This window comes from Lacinutrix sp., from assembly GCF_029238095.1.
Lineage (GTDB): Bacteria > Bacteroidota > Bacteroidia > Flavobacteriales > Flavobacteriaceae > Lacinutrix.
In genome coordinates this window covers 136,613-152,848 of record NZ_JAQWGS010000008.1, presented here as the reverse complement: position 1 = coordinate 152,848, position 16,236 = coordinate 136,613, and the positions used below count along the sequence as shown (strand labels likewise).

At 31.4% G+C, this 16,236-nt stretch carries 18 protein-coding genes; 13 read left to right on the top strand and 5 right to left on the bottom strand.

The annotated features are described in order from the left end of the window. The first annotated feature begins 31 nt into the window (after positions 1 to 31). The 7 genes from P8H50_RS02780 (at position 32) to P8H50_RS02750 (ending at position 6,963) form a co-directional block, all read left to right on the top strand. Complete coding sequence (locus P8H50_RS02780; RefSeq protein ID WP_300205376.1) at positions 32 to 787, top strand: tetratricopeptide repeat protein; 756 nt, start codon at positions 32 to 34, stop codon at positions 785 to 787. A gap of 59 nt (positions 788 to 846) precedes the next feature. Further along, on the top strand, positions 847 to 1,146 hold the full coding sequence (locus P8H50_RS02775) for a hypothetical protein (protein ID WP_300205374.1): 300 nt from the start codon (positions 847 to 849) through the stop codon (positions 1,144 to 1,146). Between the two features lie 90 nt (positions 1,147 to 1,236). After that, positions 1,237 to 2,817 (top strand): SulP family inorganic anion transporter, encoded by a 1,581-nt coding sequence (locus P8H50_RS02770; protein ID WP_300205372.1) that lies wholly within the window; start codon positions 1,237 to 1,239, stop codon positions 2,815 to 2,817. A gap of 10 nt (positions 2,818 to 2,827) precedes the next feature. After that, complete coding sequence (locus P8H50_RS02765; RefSeq protein ID WP_300205370.1) at positions 2,828 to 3,631, top strand: universal stress protein; 804 nt, start codon at positions 2,828 to 2,830, stop codon at positions 3,629 to 3,631. Positions 3,632 to 3,666: 35 nt separating this feature from the next. Beyond that, positions 3,667 to 4,296, top strand: coding sequence for a carbonic anhydrase family protein (locus P8H50_RS02760; protein WP_300205368.1), 630 nt, complete (start codon positions 3,667 to 3,669; stop codon positions 4,294 to 4,296). A 12-nt stretch (positions 4,297 to 4,308) separates the two neighbouring features. Next, positions 4,309 to 4,992: a DUF2490 domain-containing protein gene (locus tag P8H50_RS02755; RefSeq protein WP_300205366.1), complete on the top strand. Its 684-nt coding sequence runs from the start codon at positions 4,309 to 4,311 to the stop codon at positions 4,990 to 4,992. A 108-nt stretch (positions 4,993 to 5,100) separates the two neighbouring features. Beyond that, positions 5,101 to 6,963, top strand: a complete 1,863-nt coding sequence (locus P8H50_RS02750) for a SulP family inorganic anion transporter (protein ID WP_300205364.1) — start codon at positions 5,101 to 5,103, stop codon at positions 6,961 to 6,963. A gap of 9 nt (positions 6,964 to 6,972) precedes the next feature. On the opposite strand, the gene P8H50_RS02745 is transcribed toward P8H50_RS02750, so the two are convergent. Then, a complete protein-coding gene (locus tag P8H50_RS02745; RefSeq protein WP_300205362.1) occupies positions 6,973 to 7,512 on the bottom strand; it encodes a CvpA family protein in 540 nt (179 codons plus the stop codon). Between the two features lie 51 nt (positions 7,513 to 7,563). Here P8H50_RS02745 and P8H50_RS02740 point away from each other — a divergent pair, with 51 nt between their 5' ends. The 3 genes from P8H50_RS02740 (at position 7,564) to P8H50_RS02730 (ending at position 9,464) form a co-directional block, all read left to right on the top strand. Next, positions 7,564 to 7,920: a hypothetical protein gene (locus tag P8H50_RS02740; protein ID WP_300205360.1), complete on the top strand. Its 357-nt coding sequence runs from the start codon at positions 7,564 to 7,566 to the stop codon at positions 7,918 to 7,920. Between the two features lie 36 nt (positions 7,921 to 7,956). Further along, positions 7,957 to 8,976 (top strand): phenylalanine--tRNA ligase subunit alpha, encoded by a 1,020-nt coding sequence (gene pheS / locus P8H50_RS02735; protein WP_300205407.1) that lies wholly within the window; start codon positions 7,957 to 7,959, stop codon positions 8,974 to 8,976. A gap of 92 nt (positions 8,977 to 9,068) precedes the next feature. Further along, a complete protein-coding gene (locus P8H50_RS02730; RefSeq protein WP_300205358.1) occupies positions 9,069 to 9,464 on the top strand; it encodes a hypothetical protein in 396 nt (131 codons plus the stop codon). 10 nt (positions 9,465 to 9,474) lie between these two features. On the opposite strand, the gene P8H50_RS02725 is transcribed toward P8H50_RS02730, so the two are convergent. Then, on the bottom strand, positions 9,475 to 10,476 hold the full coding sequence (locus P8H50_RS02725; protein WP_300205356.1) for an NAD(P)H-dependent glycerol-3-phosphate dehydrogenase: 1,002 nt from the start codon (positions 10,474 to 10,476) through the stop codon (positions 9,475 to 9,477). Between the two features lie 166 nt (positions 10,477 to 10,642). Here P8H50_RS02725 and P8H50_RS02720 point away from each other — a divergent pair, with 166 nt between their 5' ends. Together P8H50_RS02720 and lysM are read left to right on the top strand one after the other, a co-directional pair. Beyond that, positions 10,643 to 11,599: a nicotinic acid mononucleotide adenyltransferase gene (locus P8H50_RS02720; RefSeq protein WP_300205354.1), complete on the top strand. Its 957-nt coding sequence runs from the start codon at positions 10,643 to 10,645 to the stop codon at positions 11,597 to 11,599. A 163-nt stretch (positions 11,600 to 11,762) separates the two neighbouring features. Beyond that, positions 11,763 to 12,248 carry a peptidoglycan-binding protein LysM gene (lysM, locus tag P8H50_RS02715; RefSeq protein ID WP_300205352.1) on the top strand — a complete coding sequence of 162 codons (486 nt, stop codon included), beginning with the start codon at positions 11,763 to 11,765 and terminating at the stop codon, positions 12,246 to 12,248. A gap of 64 nt (positions 12,249 to 12,312) precedes the next feature. On the opposite strand, the gene P8H50_RS02710 is transcribed toward lysM, so the two are convergent. Further along, the gene (locus tag P8H50_RS02710) at positions 12,313 to 12,780 is read right to left on the bottom strand and encodes a CYTH domain-containing protein (protein ID WP_300205350.1); all 468 of its coding nucleotides are present in this window, start codon (positions 12,778 to 12,780) and stop codon (positions 12,313 to 12,315) included. Positions 12,781 to 12,823: 43 nt separating this feature from the next. Between P8H50_RS02710 and dinB the strand changes: the two genes are divergently transcribed. Continuing rightward, positions 12,824 to 13,924 carry a DNA polymerase IV gene (gene dinB, locus P8H50_RS02705; RefSeq protein ID WP_300205348.1) on the top strand — a complete coding sequence of 367 codons (1,101 nt, stop codon included), beginning with the start codon at positions 12,824 to 12,826 and terminating at the stop codon, positions 13,922 to 13,924. A gap of 282 nt (positions 13,925 to 14,206) precedes the next feature. Here the strand turns inward: dinB and pyk are convergent, their stop codons facing one another. Beyond that, positions 14,207 to 15,634 carry a pyruvate kinase gene (gene pyk / locus P8H50_RS02700; RefSeq protein ID WP_300205346.1) on the bottom strand — a complete coding sequence of 476 codons (1,428 nt, stop codon included), beginning with the start codon at positions 15,632 to 15,634 and terminating at the stop codon, positions 14,207 to 14,209. Then, positions 15,634 to 16,122, bottom strand: coding sequence for an IPExxxVDY family protein (locus P8H50_RS02695; RefSeq protein ID WP_300205344.1), 489 nt, complete (start codon positions 16,120 to 16,122; stop codon positions 15,634 to 15,636). The genes pyk and P8H50_RS02695 overlap by 1 nt, the downstream gene beginning before the upstream one ends. Positions 16,123 to 16,236 lie beyond the last annotated feature (114 nt).

Sequence of the window (16,236 nt, the reverse complement as noted above, 5' to 3'; positions counted from 1 at the left end):
TTGCTAAAGTAAGAGATTATAAGAAGATTAAATGAAAAACATAGGCTACATATTATTATTTTTCTTCATAGGTTTAAGTGCTCAAAACGATAAAGTTTTTGACCAAGCGAATGCACTTTTTAACGAAGGTAAATTTACCGAAGCAATAGACAGATATGAACTAATATTAGATACAGATAAACATTCGGCAGAGCTCTATTATAATATTGCAAATGCTCATTATAAGCTTAATCACATTGCACCTTCAATTTATTATTATGAGAAAGCATTAGCATTAAAACCTAAAGATAAAGACATAATAAACAACTTAGCTTTTGCTAATAATATGCGTATTGATGCTATAGATAATTTACCAGAAGTTGGCTTATCGCGCTTTGTTAAAAAAGTAACAAATAGCTTGTCTTTTGACGCTTGGGCAAAAGTGTCTGTTGCTTTAGTACTATTTTTTGTAGTATTCTATTTACTGTATTATTTCACTTTTCAAACAGGAAAAAAACGCTTTTATTTTGTAAGTAGCACGCTCTCTATAATTTTAGCGTTTATAGCATTAGTTATAACTTTTTATAATTACGATGTTGTTAAAAATAAAAATCCAGCCATTGTATTTGCTCAAGAGTCTCAAGTAAAAAGTGAACCTAATTTGCGAAGCGATGAAGCTTTTACGCTTCACGAAGGCACCAAGGTTCAAGTTTTAGACACTGTTAATAATTGGAAAAAGATTAAACTTAGCGATGGTAAAACAGGTTGGATTCCTGATGAAGATATTAAATTGTTGACTATTTTTTAGTTACTCTTTAATAATTTAACCTCAATTATATGTTATATTAGCTTTTTCAAAATTAAAAAATGTTAAAACGTAGTTTATCTATTTTCTTTACAGTGCTGTTTTTGGCGACCACAATTGCGCCTTCAATACTGCTATATATAGATAACACAATTGATGTTTCATTTTTACTAGATGCTTCGGAAGAAGAAGAAGAAAAAGGAAAAGACAAAAACAAAGAATTAGAAGTTTTTGTAGTTGAAAACCTTTTAAAATATGACAATTTGTTTTCTTCTGAAATAGAAGATAATCTAGAATATACTTACAAAAAGTACCCAAAACCACATCTTAATTTAATATTTCCACCACCCGAATTCATTTAATAAATTTTTAGAAAACCGGACGCTAAGTCCAATCAAAATTATTAAAAACTTACTATTGAAGTCTTTTCAATAGTATAAATGAATTTATATATGTTTAAATATTTAAAAAATGACTTACCAGCAAGTGTAGTCGTGTTTTTTGTAGCATTACCTTTATGTTTAGGTATTGCTTTAGCGAGTGGAGCGCCGTTATTCTCCGGGTTAATTGCAGGAATTGTAGGAGGTGTTATAGTAGGAGCCTTAAGTGGTTCTAACATTGGAGTTAGTGGTCCGGCAGCAGGATTAGCAGCTATTGTACTTGTTGCCATTGGCAGTTTAGGTGGTTATCAAAATTTTTTAGTAGCAGTTGTACTTGCAGGAGTTATTCAAATATTATTTGGTGTTTTAAAACTAGGAATTATTGGATATTATTTTCCTTCCTCTGTAATAAAAGGAATGTTAACAGGTATAGGCATTATTATTATTTTAAAACAAATTCCGCATTTTTTCGGTTACGATGCTGAGGCAGAAGGCGCAGATAGTTTTATGGAATCTTCTGGAGAAAATACGTTTTCTGCAATTTTTGGTATTGCAGATAATATTATTTTAGGTTCAATGATAATAGGTATTATTGCCTTAGGTATTTTATTACTTTGGGATAAAGTATTATCTAAAAAAGGAAAAATATTTCAATTAATTCAAGGACCATTAGTGGCTGTTGTTGTAGGAATTATATTTTTTGCAGTAACCCAAGGAAATGCTACATTAGCAATAGAAACCTCTCACTTGGTAAGTGTACCAATTCCAGATAGTATAGATTCATTTATGGGTCAATTTAGCTTTCCAAACTTTAATGCAATAGCAAATAAAGATATTTGGATAGTAGCATTTACAATAGCCTTAGTAGCGAGTTTAGAAACATTATTATGTGTTGAGGCTACAGATAAGTTAGACCCACACAAAAATGTAACACCAACCAATAGAGAATTATTTGCTCAAGGTACTGGAAATATAATTTCTGGATTAATTGGTGGTTTACCTATTACACAAGTAATTGTACGTAGTTCTGCTAATATCCAATCTGGAGGACGTAGCAAACTATCTGCAATCATTCATGGTTTTTTCTTGTTAATCTCTGTGATATTAATCCCAAGATTATTAAACATGATTCCGTTATCTGTACTAGCAGCTATCTTATTAATTGTAGGCTACAAGTTAGCAAAACCTGGATTATTCAAAAAAATGTATGATTTAGGATGGAAACAATTTATACCATTTACAGTAACTGTTTTAGGTATTGTTTTTATTGATTTATTATGGGGAATTGGATTAGGGTTATTAGTTGGTATCGTTGTTATTTTAATCAAGAGTTTCCAAAACTCTCACTTTTTACATATTGAAGATAAAAGTAACGGAAAGCATAAAATAAAAATGACACTTGCAGAAGAGGTTGCCTTCTTCAACAAAGGTGCTATTTTAAAAGAATTAGACAGCTTACCAATTGATACGTACTTAGAATTAGATGTAAGAAAAACAAGGTATTTAGATAATGATATTATCGAAATTCTTGAGGATTTTGCCTTTAAAGCTAGAGAACGTAACATCGACATTCAATTAATTTCTGAACGTGGAATAGTAGAAAATCCAGATAGTTTTATAGAATTTTTTAAACTAAGACCAAAATCAGCATAAAACTAAAATTATGGAAAATAATAAATATAAAATAGTACTTCTTTCTGATTTAAAAAAATCAACTGAGTCAGAGTTAAAAAGTACTATTAGTTTGCTAAACATGTTAGATGGTGGCAAAATCACCTTATTTCATGTTAAAAAACCAACAGAAGTTGTCGGAAGAGAAAGTCAGTTATCTGCAATGCGATCTATAAACGAAGTGCATATTGAGACTAATAAAACTATTGAGAATTTAATCAACCCAATAGCAAAAGAGTATAATTTAAATATCAATTATAGTTTTGCGTTTGGGAATGTTAAAAACGAAATTCAAACTTATATTAATGAACATAAACCCGATATTATTGTTTTGGGTAAAAGAAAACCAAAAACATTTAATATAACTGGAGATAATATTACCGATTTGGTTATGAAAAAACACGACGGAGTTATTATGATAGCTTCAGAAGAACATCCTTTACAGCCAAATCGAGATTTTTCTTTAGGTATTTTAAATAAAGCCGAAAACGTATCAAGCATTAACTTTGTTGAAGATTTAATTAATAAATCAAATCAACCTTTAAAGTCTTTTAAAATTTTAAAAAACACAAATAAGACCTCCAAAGAAGTACCTGTTTCTAACAAAAAAACTGTAGAATATGTTTTTGAAAACGGAAATAATGCACTTAATAACGTGTCTAAATACGCAACAAAAAACAATATAAATTTGATGTGTGTAGATACAAGAAAGCAAAATAAAACCAATATTAAAAACATTATTAATAATCTTAATGTTTCGTTACTATTAACAAATGAACAAAAACCAGTTTTATAAAAGAATTGGAATTATAAACGTATAAATCAAAACAGATGAAAGCACATACTAAAGAAACCCAATCAACAATGACACCTCAAAAGGCGTTAAACTTTTTGAAGGAAGGAAACCAAAGATTTCAAGACAATTTAAAAGCAAACCGTAACCTTTTAGAGCAAGTAAATGATACTAGAGATGGGCAATTTCCGTTTGCAACTATTTTAAGTTGTATAGACTCTCGCGTGTCTGCCGAGTTGGTCTTTGACCAAGGATTAGGAGATGTTTTTAGTGTTCGTATAGCAGGTAATTTTGTAAATGAAGACATTTTAGGAAGTATGGAATTTGCTTGCAAATTAGCAGGCACAAAGTTAATTGTCGTTCTAGGACACACTTCTTGTGGAGCTGTAAAAGGCGCTTGCGATCATGCCGAAATGGGTAATCTTACCGCTTTATTATCTAAAATAAAACCTGCGGTAAAAGCAGTAACAGAACCAAAAGATGAAAGTTTAAGAAACTCTAAAAACTTAGATTTTGTTGATGAAGTATCTAAAAAAAATGTAAAACTAACTATTGATAGGATACATGCCGAAAGTCCAATTTTATCCGATATGGAACAAAATGACGAAATCAAAATTGTAGGTGCAATGTATGATATTTCGACAGGAGCTGTAGATTTTTACAACTAGAAACAACCTTTAATGGGAAAATTTAAATTGAAAAAGAAAAACATTATAGCAACACTAACCATAGCGTTAGTGTTGCCTTTTTGTGTTAATGCGCAAGACAGTAATTTAGGAAATTGGCTCATTTACATTGGTAGCAAAAAACTTAATAACGGTTGGAACATCCATAATGAAGTCCAATACAGAAATTATGATGCTGTAGGCGATTTAGAGCAACTACTTCTACGTACAGGATTTGGTTATAATTTAACCGAAAATAATAATAACGTATTATTAGGTTACGGTTATATTTTGTCAGAGAATTACGTAGGTGAAACAGATGAAAAAGTATCCGTAAACGAGCATCGAATTTTTCAGCAATTCACTACCAAACAAAAGGTTGGTAAAATTGGTTTAAGTCATCGTTATCGTTTTGAACAACGCTTTGTAGAAAGTGATTTTAAAATGAGATTTAGATATTTTTTAGGCTTTAAATTACCACTTCAAAATAAAGAAGATGGTAAAAACCCACTATACCTTTCGGCTTATAATGAGATTTTTTTAAACACAAAGTCTTCGATTTTTGATCGTAATAGATTATATGGAGGTTTAGGGTATCAATTCTCTGAAAATCTCAGACTAGAATTGGGCTATATGAATCAATTTTTCGAAACCTCAAGTCGAGATCAAATAAACTTAATTGCATTTGTAAATTTTTAAAAGATTTTAAGTTCACAAATTCACGTTAATAAAAGCCGATACTTTGATATCGGCTTTTTGAATGAAAAAAAAGCGTTACATTAGTTAATAAAGATTTATCAAATAACTATGAAGAATTTTTTCGCTCATTTTAAAGGAGATGCATTTGGAGGTATTACAGCAGGTATTGTTGCTTTACCTTTGGCATTAGCATTCGGAGTTTCATCTGGATTAGGTCCAACTGCCGGATTATATGGTGCAATATTCATCAGTTTTTTTGCTGCACTTTTTGGTGGTACACCAACTCAAATCTCTGGACCAACTGCACCAATGACTGCTGTAAGTATGGTTGTAATTGCAGGTATTATTGCAGCTAATGATGGTAGTTTAGAAAAAGCATTACCGTATATCTTAACGGTTTTTTTATTAGCAGGATTGTTCCAAGTTGGACTTGGTGTTTTAGGCTTTGGTAAGTACATTAAATATATACCCTATCCTGTAGTTTCTGGATTCATGACAGCAATAGGAGTCATTATTTTAGTCACCCAAATTTTACCTTCAATTGGCTATTACCCAAAAGAAGATGATGCTTACGTAGAAAAATTTAAACCAGAAGCAGAAGAAATAATATTAGAAAATATATTAAAAGAAGAAGCAGGAGAAGGTATTCTTGTTTTAGAGGATTTTAAAGTTACTATAGATAAAGCAAGCCAAATTACGCAAGAAGATATAGCAAAAGAATCTAAAACATTAGCTAAAAAAGAAGCATCAGGTGTCTTAGGAACACTAAAAGTATTACCAAGAGCATTAAAAAATATTAATTGGTTAGAATTAGCATTAGCATTAGCTACTATTTTTATTGTGTATGGATTTAAGCGTATAACTACAAAAATTCCTAGCGCACTAGTTGCATTGGTTGTAGTATCTGGTATTGCCTATGGTTTTGGATTAGGCTATAGACCTATAGAAGAAATCCCATTTGGACTACCAACTCCAAATTTTGAAATTGTTACAGGTTTTAAACTAAGTAGTATAACACCTTATATATTCACAGCTTTAACATTGGCTTTATTAGGAGCAATAGACTCGTTATTAACTAGTGTGGTTGCTGACAATATGACTAAGACAAAACACAATCCAAACAAAGAATTAATAGGTCAAGGTATTGGTAACAGTATAGGTTCATTCTTTGGTGGTATTCCAGGTGCAGGAGCGACTATTAGAACAGTTGTAAATATAAATGCAGGTGGTAAAACTAAGTTATCTGGTATGATAGCTGGTGTTATGCTTCTGATTATAACAATAGGTTTAGGACCTGTTGCTTCAAAAATTCCTGCAGCAGTTTTAGCAGGTATTTTAATTACAGTAGGTATTGGTGTAATGGATTATAAGGGTTTAAAAGCTATTCCTGCATTGCCAAAAGACATGAAAATTGGTCCAATAAAACTAAGTTCTGAAGTTTTAATAATGCTTGTAGTATTGGTTTTATCTAGTTTATGGGATTTGATCTACGCAGTAGGTATAGGATTGGTTATAGCATCTCTTTTATTTATGAAAAAAATAGGTGATTTAACCGCTAAACGTTCCGATGTAAAACCTTTAAAAGAAGAAGCTTGGGCAGACGAAGCTGGTTTTCCTTCTAATTTAAAGGAAGAAGTATTTATCAAGCATATTAAGGGACCTCTGTTTTTTGGATCTACTTCAGATTTTCAACAATTAGCACAACAAATTCCTAGTACAGCAAAAACAGTTATTATTAGGCTTGGACGTATGCAATATATGGATCAATCAGGTTTATACGCAATGGAAGATGTATTAGTAGATTTAAGAAAACAAAACATTAATGTTTTGTTTGTTAATCTCCTAACTCAACCAAGGTATATGATGGAACGTATAGATATTATTCCAGATTTAATACCAAAAGAACATATCTTTAAAGACTTTAAAACTTGCTTGAATTGGGTAAAAACTAATGTAGAAGACGAGTTTTAGAAGACAAAACTAAGCTTCAGATTCGTCAGTTGGTTCTGCAGGATCTATAATTTGATTGTCTTCTACAGCAGCTTTTATAATATCAGGAAACACCATTGGAGCCAAAGATTTTACAGGTTTGTAAAGGATTGAGTCTTTTACATGTTCTTCATCAACAAAAGAGATGGTGTTATTCATTTTATCAAAAACAATCAATAAAACACTCAAGATTAATCCAACTTTTAATGCGCCAAAAACTGCGCCTAATAGTTTGTTTAAAATACCTAATGAAGCAAAATCTGCAAGTTTAGTTAGAGCTTTTCCGGCTAAAGCAATAATAATTATAATAAGAACAAAAGTTATAGCGAATGCAGTTATATTAATGGTTTTCTCGTTCCACTCTGTTCTACTTTGTAAAAATTCTGCTACAAAATAGCTAAAGTGAATAGCTCCATACACGCCAGCAATCATAGCGACAAGAGAGGCAACCTCAACAAAAAGGCCTTTCATAAAACCACGTACTAGTCCAAAAAGTAATAAAGCGCCTAAAACAATATCAATAACAGCCATAATATTAGATTTTAGGCAAATATAAATTAACTTTGCGACTTTAAAATTATTATGGCAAGAGACGAAGAATTAAAAGAACGCTGGAATCTAATAGTAGACAAGTTGTCTAAGCAGTTTGCCGAAGGAGATGTACTAGATTTAGATGCAATTATTTACCTTATTGGTATACAAGAATTAGGGCAATTAGAGCGTAAGTTTAAAAAAGACGACAAACTAGATTTAATGCATATTGCAATCTGTAAATTATTGGTGCCTTATGGATATTACGAGTTCGATTTTGTAGATGAAGAAGGCTGGCCTCATTACATTATTAAAGAACAATTACCAACACTTAAAGCAGGAGAGCAAAGTGTTTTAATGAAAGAAGCTATTGTAAATTACTTTCTTGAAACCGAGTATATAAACTAGAAATTACTAAATTTGCCATCATTTTATAATGACGCTATGATAGATAAGATAAAAGAACTTATTGCAGAAGCAGAAAGCTTTAAAGCACAATCTAAAGAAGAGGTAGAAGCCTTTAGAATAAAATATTTAGGAAAAAAAGGGTTGCTTAACGACTATTTTTCTGAGTTTAAAAATGTTGCTAACGAGCATAAAAAAGAGTTTGGTCAAGTTATAAACCAACTTAAAAACACAGCTCAAGATAAAGTAAATACTTTAAAAGAAGAGTTAGAAAATACAAACGAAGAGGCAAAAACAGTTAACGATTTATCTCGTCCTGCAGAACCTATTTCACTTGGAGCAAGACATCCTATTTCTATTGTAAAAAACGAAATTATAGATATCTTTTCGCGTATTGGTTTTAACGTAAGTGAAGGCCCAGAAATTGAAGACGATTGGCATAACTTTACAGCATTAAATTTGCCAGAATACCATCCAGCAAGAGACATGCAGGATACGTTTTTTATTCAAACCAATCCAGATATATTATTGCGTACGCACACAAGTTCTGTTCAAGTACGTTATATGGAAAATAATCAGCCACCAATTCGTACTATTTCACCAGGTCGAGTATATAGAAACGAAGCGATTTCGGCAAGGTCACATTGTTTTTTCCATCAATTAGAAGGTTTATATATAGATAAAGATGTCAGTTTTGCCGATTTAAAACAAACCTTACAATACTTTACTACAGAGTTGTTTGGGAAATCTAAAATAAGGTTACGTCCTTCTTATTTTCCATTTACAGAACCAAGTGCAGAAATTGATGTGTTTTGGGGCTTAAAAACCGAAACCGATTACAAAATCACCAAAGGAACAGGCTGGCTAGAAATTGGTGGTTGTGGTATGGTAGACCCAAATGTTTTAACTAATTGTGGTATTGATGCTAACGAATATTCTGGTTTTGCTTTTGGTGTAGGCATAGATCGTATAGCGATGTTATTACACCAAATTGGAGACATTCGTTTGTTAAGTGAAAATGATGTTCGGTTCCTAGAGCAGTTTAAGAGCGCTCTTTAATTGTTTTGTCATTTCGCATTAAATACGGAATCTACTTTTTATATTAATTATTAAAATTTCGCCTTCGCGAAAATTAAAAGACAATCTTTTCAATGAAAAAAGACATCCACATACCTAAAGTTGAAGGTGTTTATATTGCTGTAGTTAACGAGTATAACGACATTTATAAAACCCAAGACTGGAACGCTTATATTATAAATGATAAAGATGTAGATTTAGAGATGGTTTTAATTGTAACTAGTGGATATAATGAAAACAAAATGACTTCTATTTTTAGAAAAAAACTAGATTTACTACCTAAGAAAAGTTATGCTAAAATAGAATTAATGCAAGACAATTTATTTGCACTTAATAACCAGTTTAAGGTTACTTTTTTTGAAGACAATAAGATGTTTGATAAAACTTATACTTTTAGAAAACACACAATTAATCTTCAAGCCTTACAGCCTATACCATTAATGCAGTCTCGTGGTGTTTTAGTAAAATAAGAAAGAGTTTTTAATCTAACTTTTCTGTTAATTTCTGAAACACTTTTTTAGCGTCTTTTCCTTCATATAAAACATCATAAACAGCATTTATTATAGGCAGTTTTGTTTTCTTAATATTCTTTTTATTAAGTTCAAAAGCACTTTTTGTTGCATAATAACCTTCGGCAACCATACTCATTTCCATTTGTGCAGATTTTACGGTGTAACCTTTACCTATCATGTTTCCAAACATTCTATTTCTTGAAAACACAGAGTAACCAGTAACCAATAAATCTCCTAAATAAGCAGAGTTGTTTATGTTACGTTTCATTTTATGCATTTTCTTAATAAAACGTTTCATTTCACGAATAGCATTACTCATCAATACACTCTGGAAATTATCACCATAGCCTAAACCATGAGCAATTCCTGCAGCAATTGCATAGATGTTTTTTAGCATTACTGCATATTCTGTGCCTATAATATCGTCACTAATTTTAGTTTTAATATACTCGCAAGACAAAGCATCTGCAATGGCTTGTGCTTTTACAGCGTCTGCACAAGAAATAGTTAAATAAGAGAGTCTCTCTAATGCAACTTCTTCAGCATGGCATGGTCCTGCAATAACTCCAATATTCTCGAAAGGCACATTAAAGTTCTCATGAAAATGTTCGCCTAAAAGTAAACCAGTTTCAGGAACAATTCCTTTTACAGCACTTACTACAATTTTATCTTTAAGTTCTAAATGTAGTTTTTTAAGCTCTCCATTTATAAATGCAGATGGTATTACAAATATTAAAATATCTGCGTAAGCAACCATTTCGTTAATATCATTACTCAACTTTAATTGCTCTAAATGAAATTCTACAGAACTTAAATACGTTGGGTTGTGTTGCTCTTTTAGTAAATGTTCTTTTGTGTACACACTTCGCATATACCAGCCAACTTTTTCGTTGTTTTCACATAACATTTTAACTATTGCAGTTGCCCAACTTCCAGATCCAAAAACAGCGTATTTTAATTCTTTACTCATTGAAAATATTTTCTTTTAATTTCCGCGAAGGCGAAAATTTCAATTTACTATTAAAACAAAATTACGCAATTATTAATTGTCATTAAAATACTGATATATAGACACTTAATTACTTTGGCATAGCTTTTGAAATTAATAAAATATCAATCCCTAAAACGAAACGATTATGAAGACAGTAAAATTACTTTCAGTATTTGCCTTAATGGCAACCATGTTAACGTCTTGTTATACAGAAGTTATAGTCGAAGACGACTATGTTGTTAACCCAACACCAGCAATAACAATTAATCAATTACTAAATGCTTATGAGTTATGGTATGTAGATATAAATGAGACTATTGGGTATGGAGAATCGCCTTTTTTACAAATTGCCTTTACAGTGTCTTTTAGAAACGGAACACTTTATGCCAATAACAATTTAGTTGGTATAGGAAGTCAAGGCAACGGTTTTGGGATACCAATTGGTTATTATAATGCTTACAACATGATATTAGACATCGACCACGATATTGATGGTAACGATAGTTTTGATGTATACCAAATAGATAATAACACGATTGAGTTATACAATCCGTTTAATGATACCTCTTATTTTTTAAATGGATACCAGCGTTCTAATTTCGATTACGATTATGTTTTTTACGATAATATTCAATATTTCATGCAAGAATACGAAGCTTGGGAAAAAACATACACAAGTAGTTATGGCGCATTAAATGAATTTGATAATGAAAACTTCTTACAATTTTTATCTGGTGGGAATGATAATATATTTAGAAGTTCTCAAGATCCAAATGGTGTTAATCCAAATAATTTATATTGGGACTATACAGGAAGTTATGGAGTAGGAAATACTATTGGAAACATTTACCTTAAAACACTAACTCTAGACTACGATTATTTTGATAACGAGTTTTTTGAATTGAGTGTTATTAACGACCAAAGAATAGAGTTGTTACATCCAAACTCTGGAACTGTTTACCAGTTTACTGGTAGAGGTTATATAAAGTATTTAAAAGAAGGGGCCATCATAGACAAGTCTAAAACATCTGCTTTAAAGAAAAGAGTACAGCATACTAACAAAAAAGAAAACAGTAGAGAAAACACACGTAATCAAGTATAAATGCTTTTAAAAAACAAAGAAACTGCTTAAAAAAAGGCTTTAAGCAGTTTCTTTTTGCTTTTTGTCGAGTTTTATGATTATAATAAGATGGATAAGTTACAATTGATTTAGATTTTATCCAACTTTACAGTAGTAATATTAACAAATAAAACAAATACAAATTATGGGATTATTTTCATTCATTAAAAATGCAGGAGCCAAAGTTTTTTGTATAGGAAAAACAGATGCTGAAGAAGCTGCTGAGGCTGCAGAAGCAAAAGTAGCAGCAGAAGCTACAGCTGCAAGAAAACTAGAAGAAACAATAGGAGACTTAGACTTAAAAGTTGAAGGTTTAAGCGTACATATAAGTGGTGACGCAGCAACTATTTCTGGATTAGCTTACGATCAAGCTACACGTGAGAAAGCAATATTAGTTGTTGGTAACAGTAATGGTATCGCTACTGTAGAAGACCAAATGACAGTTGAAAACGTAGAGCCAGAAGCACAGTTTCATACTGTAGTAAGTGGAGATACTTTAGGTAAAATTGCAAAGAAATTTTATGGTAATGCCATGAAATATCCTGTTATTTTTGAAGCAAATAAACCAATGCTTGAGCATCCAGATAAAATTTATCCAGGTCAAGTATTACGTATTCCAGCTTTAGACTAGAAAAATCTAATACAATAAAAAAAACCACAACGCGAGTTGTGGTTTTTTTTGGTTTTAAACCAAATTACCATTTACAAAATGGTGTTTTACTTAATTGAGAATTATAATATTTTATATCTCCAGTAACGTCTTTCCCTAACCAATCTGGTTTTGAAAAAGATTCTTTTTCAGAGTTTAGCTCTACTTCTGCTATAATTAAGCCTGTATTATCTCCAAAAAACTCATCTATTTCAAAGGTGTGTTTTCCAACGTTAACTTCATATCGTATTTTATCGATTATGCCTTTTTTACAAAGTTTTAATAACGATAGAGCTTCCTCCATAGAGATTTCTTTTTCCCACTCAAATCTTGATAATCCATTTTTAGAAGAAGCACCTTTTACAGTTAAAAATCCTATTTCTCCTTTTATTCTTACACGAACTGTTCGTTTTTTATTGGTGCTTAAAAAACCTTGAATTATCTTATAGTTATTATGTGCGTCTTTTTTAAAATCTTGAGAAGTCACTAAAAATTTACGTTCAATTTCAATCATAATTAAAGCATTTCAATTTACATTTAATGCCTAAATTTACATCATGCTAAACAATTTACCAATAAGAAAGATAATTCACGTAGATATGGATGCGTTTTACGCTTCTGTAGAGCAAATGGATAATCCAGAACTTAAAGGTAAACCATTAGCAGTTGGTGGTAGTGGAACTCGAGGTGTTGTAAGTGCTGCAAGTTACGAAGCCAGAAAGTTTGGAGTACGTAGTGCTATTAGTGGAGTAATAGCAAGACGTTTATGTCCAGAGTTACTATTTGTAAGACCTCGATTTGAGCGTTACAAAGAAATTTCTAAACAAATAAGAACTATTTTTTTTGATTACACAGAGTTAGTTGAGCCTTTGTCGCTTGATGAGGCATACCTAGATGTTACCGAAAACAAAAAAGGGAATCCAAGTGCCTCTTTAATTGCAGAAGAGATTAGAGCGCGTATTTTTAAGGAAGTTGGTTTAACAGCTTCTGCAGGAATATCTATTAATAAATTTATTGCAAAGGTGGCCAGTGATTACAATAAGCCAAACGGACAAAAAACAGTAAACCCTGAAGAAGTTTTAGGATTTTTAGAACAGTTAGATGTTAGAAAATTCCATGGTATTGGCAAGGTTACTGCAGAAAAAATGTATCAAAAAGGCATTTTTACAGGATTAGATTTAAAGTCTAAATCTTTAGAGTTTTTAGAGCAATACTTTGGCAAATCTGGGAAGTACTATTATTACATTGTTAGAGGCATACATAATAGCGAAGTAAAACCAAATCGCATACGTAAAAGCTTAGCTGCAGAACGTACCTTTAACGAGAACTTGTCTAGTGAAATTTTTATGCTTGAAAAACTAGAACATATTGCAGAAGAAGTTTCTAGACGTTTAAACAAAAGTAAAGTAGCAGGTAAAACCATAACACTTAAAATAAAATATAGCGACTTTACCTTACAAACACGTAGTAAAACATTGCCATATTTTATTGCAGATAAAGCTGTTATATTGGAAACAGCAAAAGACTTACTATACCAAGAAAAAATGAATAACTCTGTACGTTTATTAGGTATTTCGCTTTCTAATTTAAACACAGAAAAAAAGACTAAAATAGTAGAAAATAAGAGTGTTAGTGTGCAGTTGAAGTTTGGGTTTTAGTAATTTGGTGGTTTAAAAGCAATTCGAACTTAGTTTAACGCTTGATAAAAAAGATTTTTACAAAAGAACGTTAAACTAAAGTCCTAAATAATTTTAATTTCAATCAAAAAACCAGCTACAAAATTATAACTGGTCTTTATATATTATTACTATCCTTAGTTTGCGTTAGCGATTGATGCGACATCCTTTTTTTGCTGCCATAAATGGCAAAAAAAGATATAGCGGAAAGCGCGTTGCATGCAAACGCCACAAAAGAATTTTTCACGACGTTTAGAATGACAGTTAAATTTCTGTAACTCTCAATGTATTTACCATACCTTTTTCTTGAATTGGCATAGCAGCTAAACTTACGAGCATGTCTCCTTTTTTAAGGTAACCCATGTCTTGAGCCATTTTGTTTACGTCTTCTATGGTTTCGTCTGTACTTACAAACTTATCGTAATAGAAAGCTTTAACTCCCCAAAGTAGGTTGAGTTGCGTTAAAATACGTTTGTTAGATGTAAATACAAAGATGTGAGATTTTGGCCTCCATGCCGAAATTTGAAACGCTGTGTAACCACTATTTGTTAGTGTAGAGATTCCTTTGGCATTAATCTCATTCGCCATAAGCGCAGCATGATAACATATAGATTTTGTTATGTAACGTTTAGTTCTAACCGTTGGTGGCTCGTGTGGTACTTTAATTAAATCACTATTTTCAACACTACGTATAATACTTGCCATTTGTCTAATAACCTCTACAGGATATTTACCAACACTAGTTTCACCAGATAGCATTACAGCATCTGCTCCATCCATTACAGAGTTTGCTACATCGTTTACCTCTGCACGCGTTGGTGTAAGGCTGTCTATCATGGTTTCCATCATTTGTGTGGCAATTATTACAGGTATTCTTGCTTTTTTAGCACGTAATACTAATTGCTTTTGTACTAATGGTACTTCTTCTGCTGGAATTTCTACTCCTAAATCGCCTCTAGCAACCATTAAACCATCGCAATAGGCAACAATTTTATCGATGTTTGCAACACCTTCTGGTTTTTCTATTTTAGCAATAATTGGAATTTTATGGTCGCTATGTTCTTTTATTAATTCTTGTAATACCATTAAATCTTCTGCATGACGTACAAATGATAAGGCTATCCAGTCTACTTTTAATTGGCAAGCATAAATGGCATCTTCAATATCTTTTTCGGTTAAAGCTGGTTGAGAAATATTTGTATTTGGAAGGTTAACTCCTTTTTTAGAACGTAAAGGTCCTCCTTGTATCACTTTAGCTTTAACTTCGGTTTTTTTATCTGTAGAAATAACCTCGAAAATTAGTTTTCCATCGTCTAAAAGAATGCGTTCTCCCTTTTTAGCATCTTGAGGAAAGTTATCGTAGGTCATGTAAACACGTTTTTTTGTGCCTTCAAAACGCTTTCCTGTTGCAAAAATAATTTCGTCTCCAGGATTTACAATAACCTCTCCTTTCATGACTCCTACACGTAGTTTAGGACCTTGTAAATCTGCTAGAATAGAGGCATTGTAGCCAAATTCATCGTTTAATTCACGAATCATTTGTACACGTTCTTTTACATCTGCATAATCTGCATGAGAGAAATTAATTCTAAAAACGTTAGCACCTTCGTCTAACATGGCTTTTAAAACTTTTTTTGAACTTGTTGCAGGACCTAAGGTCGCTACTATTTTGGTTTTCTTATTTGATAACATTAATTAAGTATTAGTTGATCTTTAGATTTTAAGCTTTCTTGAGCAATGCTGTAAGCTGTAATAACTTGATCTATTTTAAGTATTTTCTCTAAAATGAATTTTTCTTTATTGGTATGGCACTCATTATTTATTTTTAGCAAATAATTTACTTTACCATATTCTGGCACTAAATGGTGTGTTTTTGTTACTGGTGAGTTTAAACTAAATAGTGAATTTGTATTATTATCTAATTGGTTTGAAGTTACCTTACAAGTATTAGATACTAAATTCCATGTTTTAAACTGTGCATGGTCTTCCCATTCGAAAATAGAAAAATTAGCTTGTAGATTGTTATTATCGATATCGTAGACTTGTCTTGTTAATTTTAAATTTAAAGCTTTATTAAGCAAAAATGCTAAACGATAATCTTCAATGGTGCAGTGAATACCAATTAGAGAAAATTTTTCTTCTTCAAAAAAATCGTTTAAAACAAGTTTTTTAATTGCCATATATATACCATTTCTACTTTGAAATAAATGTAAATATAGTATTTAAAATGATTCGAAGTGCCTAGTTTTGTTAATCTTAACAAGAACTTAATACGAAAACGTTGTAGTTATAAC

What these genes read in the sequence shown, in the direction of transcription:
- P8H50_RS02750 (WP_300205364.1), top strand. Translation starts at nt 5,101, where the DNA reads ATGAAGAATTTTTTCGCTCATTTTAAAGGAGATGCATTTGGAGGTATT.
- dinB (WP_300205348.1), top strand. Translation starts at nt 12,824, where the DNA reads ATGCTAAACAATTTACCAATAAGAAAGATAATTCACGTAGATATGGAT.
- P8H50_RS02775 (WP_300205374.1), top strand. Translation starts at nt 847, where the DNA reads ATGTTAAAACGTAGTTTATCTATTTTCTTTACAGTGCTGTTTTTGGCG.
- P8H50_RS02755 (WP_300205366.1), top strand. Translation starts at nt 4,309, where the DNA reads ATGGGAAAATTTAAATTGAAAAAGAAAAACATTATAGCAACACTAACC.
- lysM (WP_300205352.1), top strand. Translation starts at nt 11,763, where the DNA reads ATGGGATTATTTTCATTCATTAAAAATGCAGGAGCCAAAGTTTTTTGT.
- P8H50_RS02720 (WP_300205354.1), top strand. Translation starts at nt 10,643, where the DNA reads ATGAAGACAGTAAAATTACTTTCAGTATTTGCCTTAATGGCAACCATG.
- P8H50_RS02730 (WP_300205358.1), top strand. Translation starts at nt 9,069, where the DNA reads ATGAAAAAAGACATCCACATACCTAAAGTTGAAGGTGTTTATATTGCT.
- P8H50_RS02740 (WP_300205360.1), top strand. Translation starts at nt 7,564, where the DNA reads ATGGCAAGAGACGAAGAATTAAAAGAACGCTGGAATCTAATAGTAGAC.
- P8H50_RS02760 (WP_300205368.1), top strand. Translation starts at nt 3,667, where the DNA reads ATGAAAGCACATACTAAAGAAACCCAATCAACAATGACACCTCAAAAG.
- P8H50_RS02695 (WP_300205344.1), bottom strand. Translation starts at nt 16,122, where the DNA reads ATGGCAATTAAAAAACTTGTTTTAAACGATTTTTTTGAAGAAGAAAAA.
- P8H50_RS02770 (WP_300205372.1), top strand. Translation starts at nt 1,237, where the DNA reads ATGTTTAAATATTTAAAAAATGACTTACCAGCAAGTGTAGTCGTGTTT.
- pyk (WP_300205346.1), bottom strand. Translation starts at nt 15,634, where the DNA reads ATGTTATCAAATAAGAAAACCAAAATAGTAGCGACCTTAGGTCCTGCA.
- P8H50_RS02725 (WP_300205356.1), bottom strand. Translation starts at nt 10,476, where the DNA reads ATGAGTAAAGAATTAAAATACGCTGTTTTTGGATCTGGAAGTTGGGCA.
- P8H50_RS02710 (WP_300205350.1), bottom strand. Translation starts at nt 12,780, where the DNA reads ATGATTGAAATTGAACGTAAATTTTTAGTGACTTCTCAAGATTTTAAA.
- P8H50_RS02780 (WP_300205376.1), top strand. Translation starts at nt 32, where the DNA reads ATGAAAAACATAGGCTACATATTATTATTTTTCTTCATAGGTTTAAGT.
- P8H50_RS02765 (WP_300205370.1), top strand. Translation starts at nt 2,828, where the DNA reads ATGGAAAATAATAAATATAAAATAGTACTTCTTTCTGATTTAAAAAAA.
- P8H50_RS02745 (WP_300205362.1), bottom strand. Translation starts at nt 7,512, where the DNA reads ATGGCTGTTATTGATATTGTTTTAGGCGCTTTATTACTTTTTGGACTA.
- pheS (WP_300205407.1), top strand. Translation starts at nt 7,957, where the DNA reads ATGATAGATAAGATAAAAGAACTTATTGCAGAAGCAGAAAGCTTTAAA.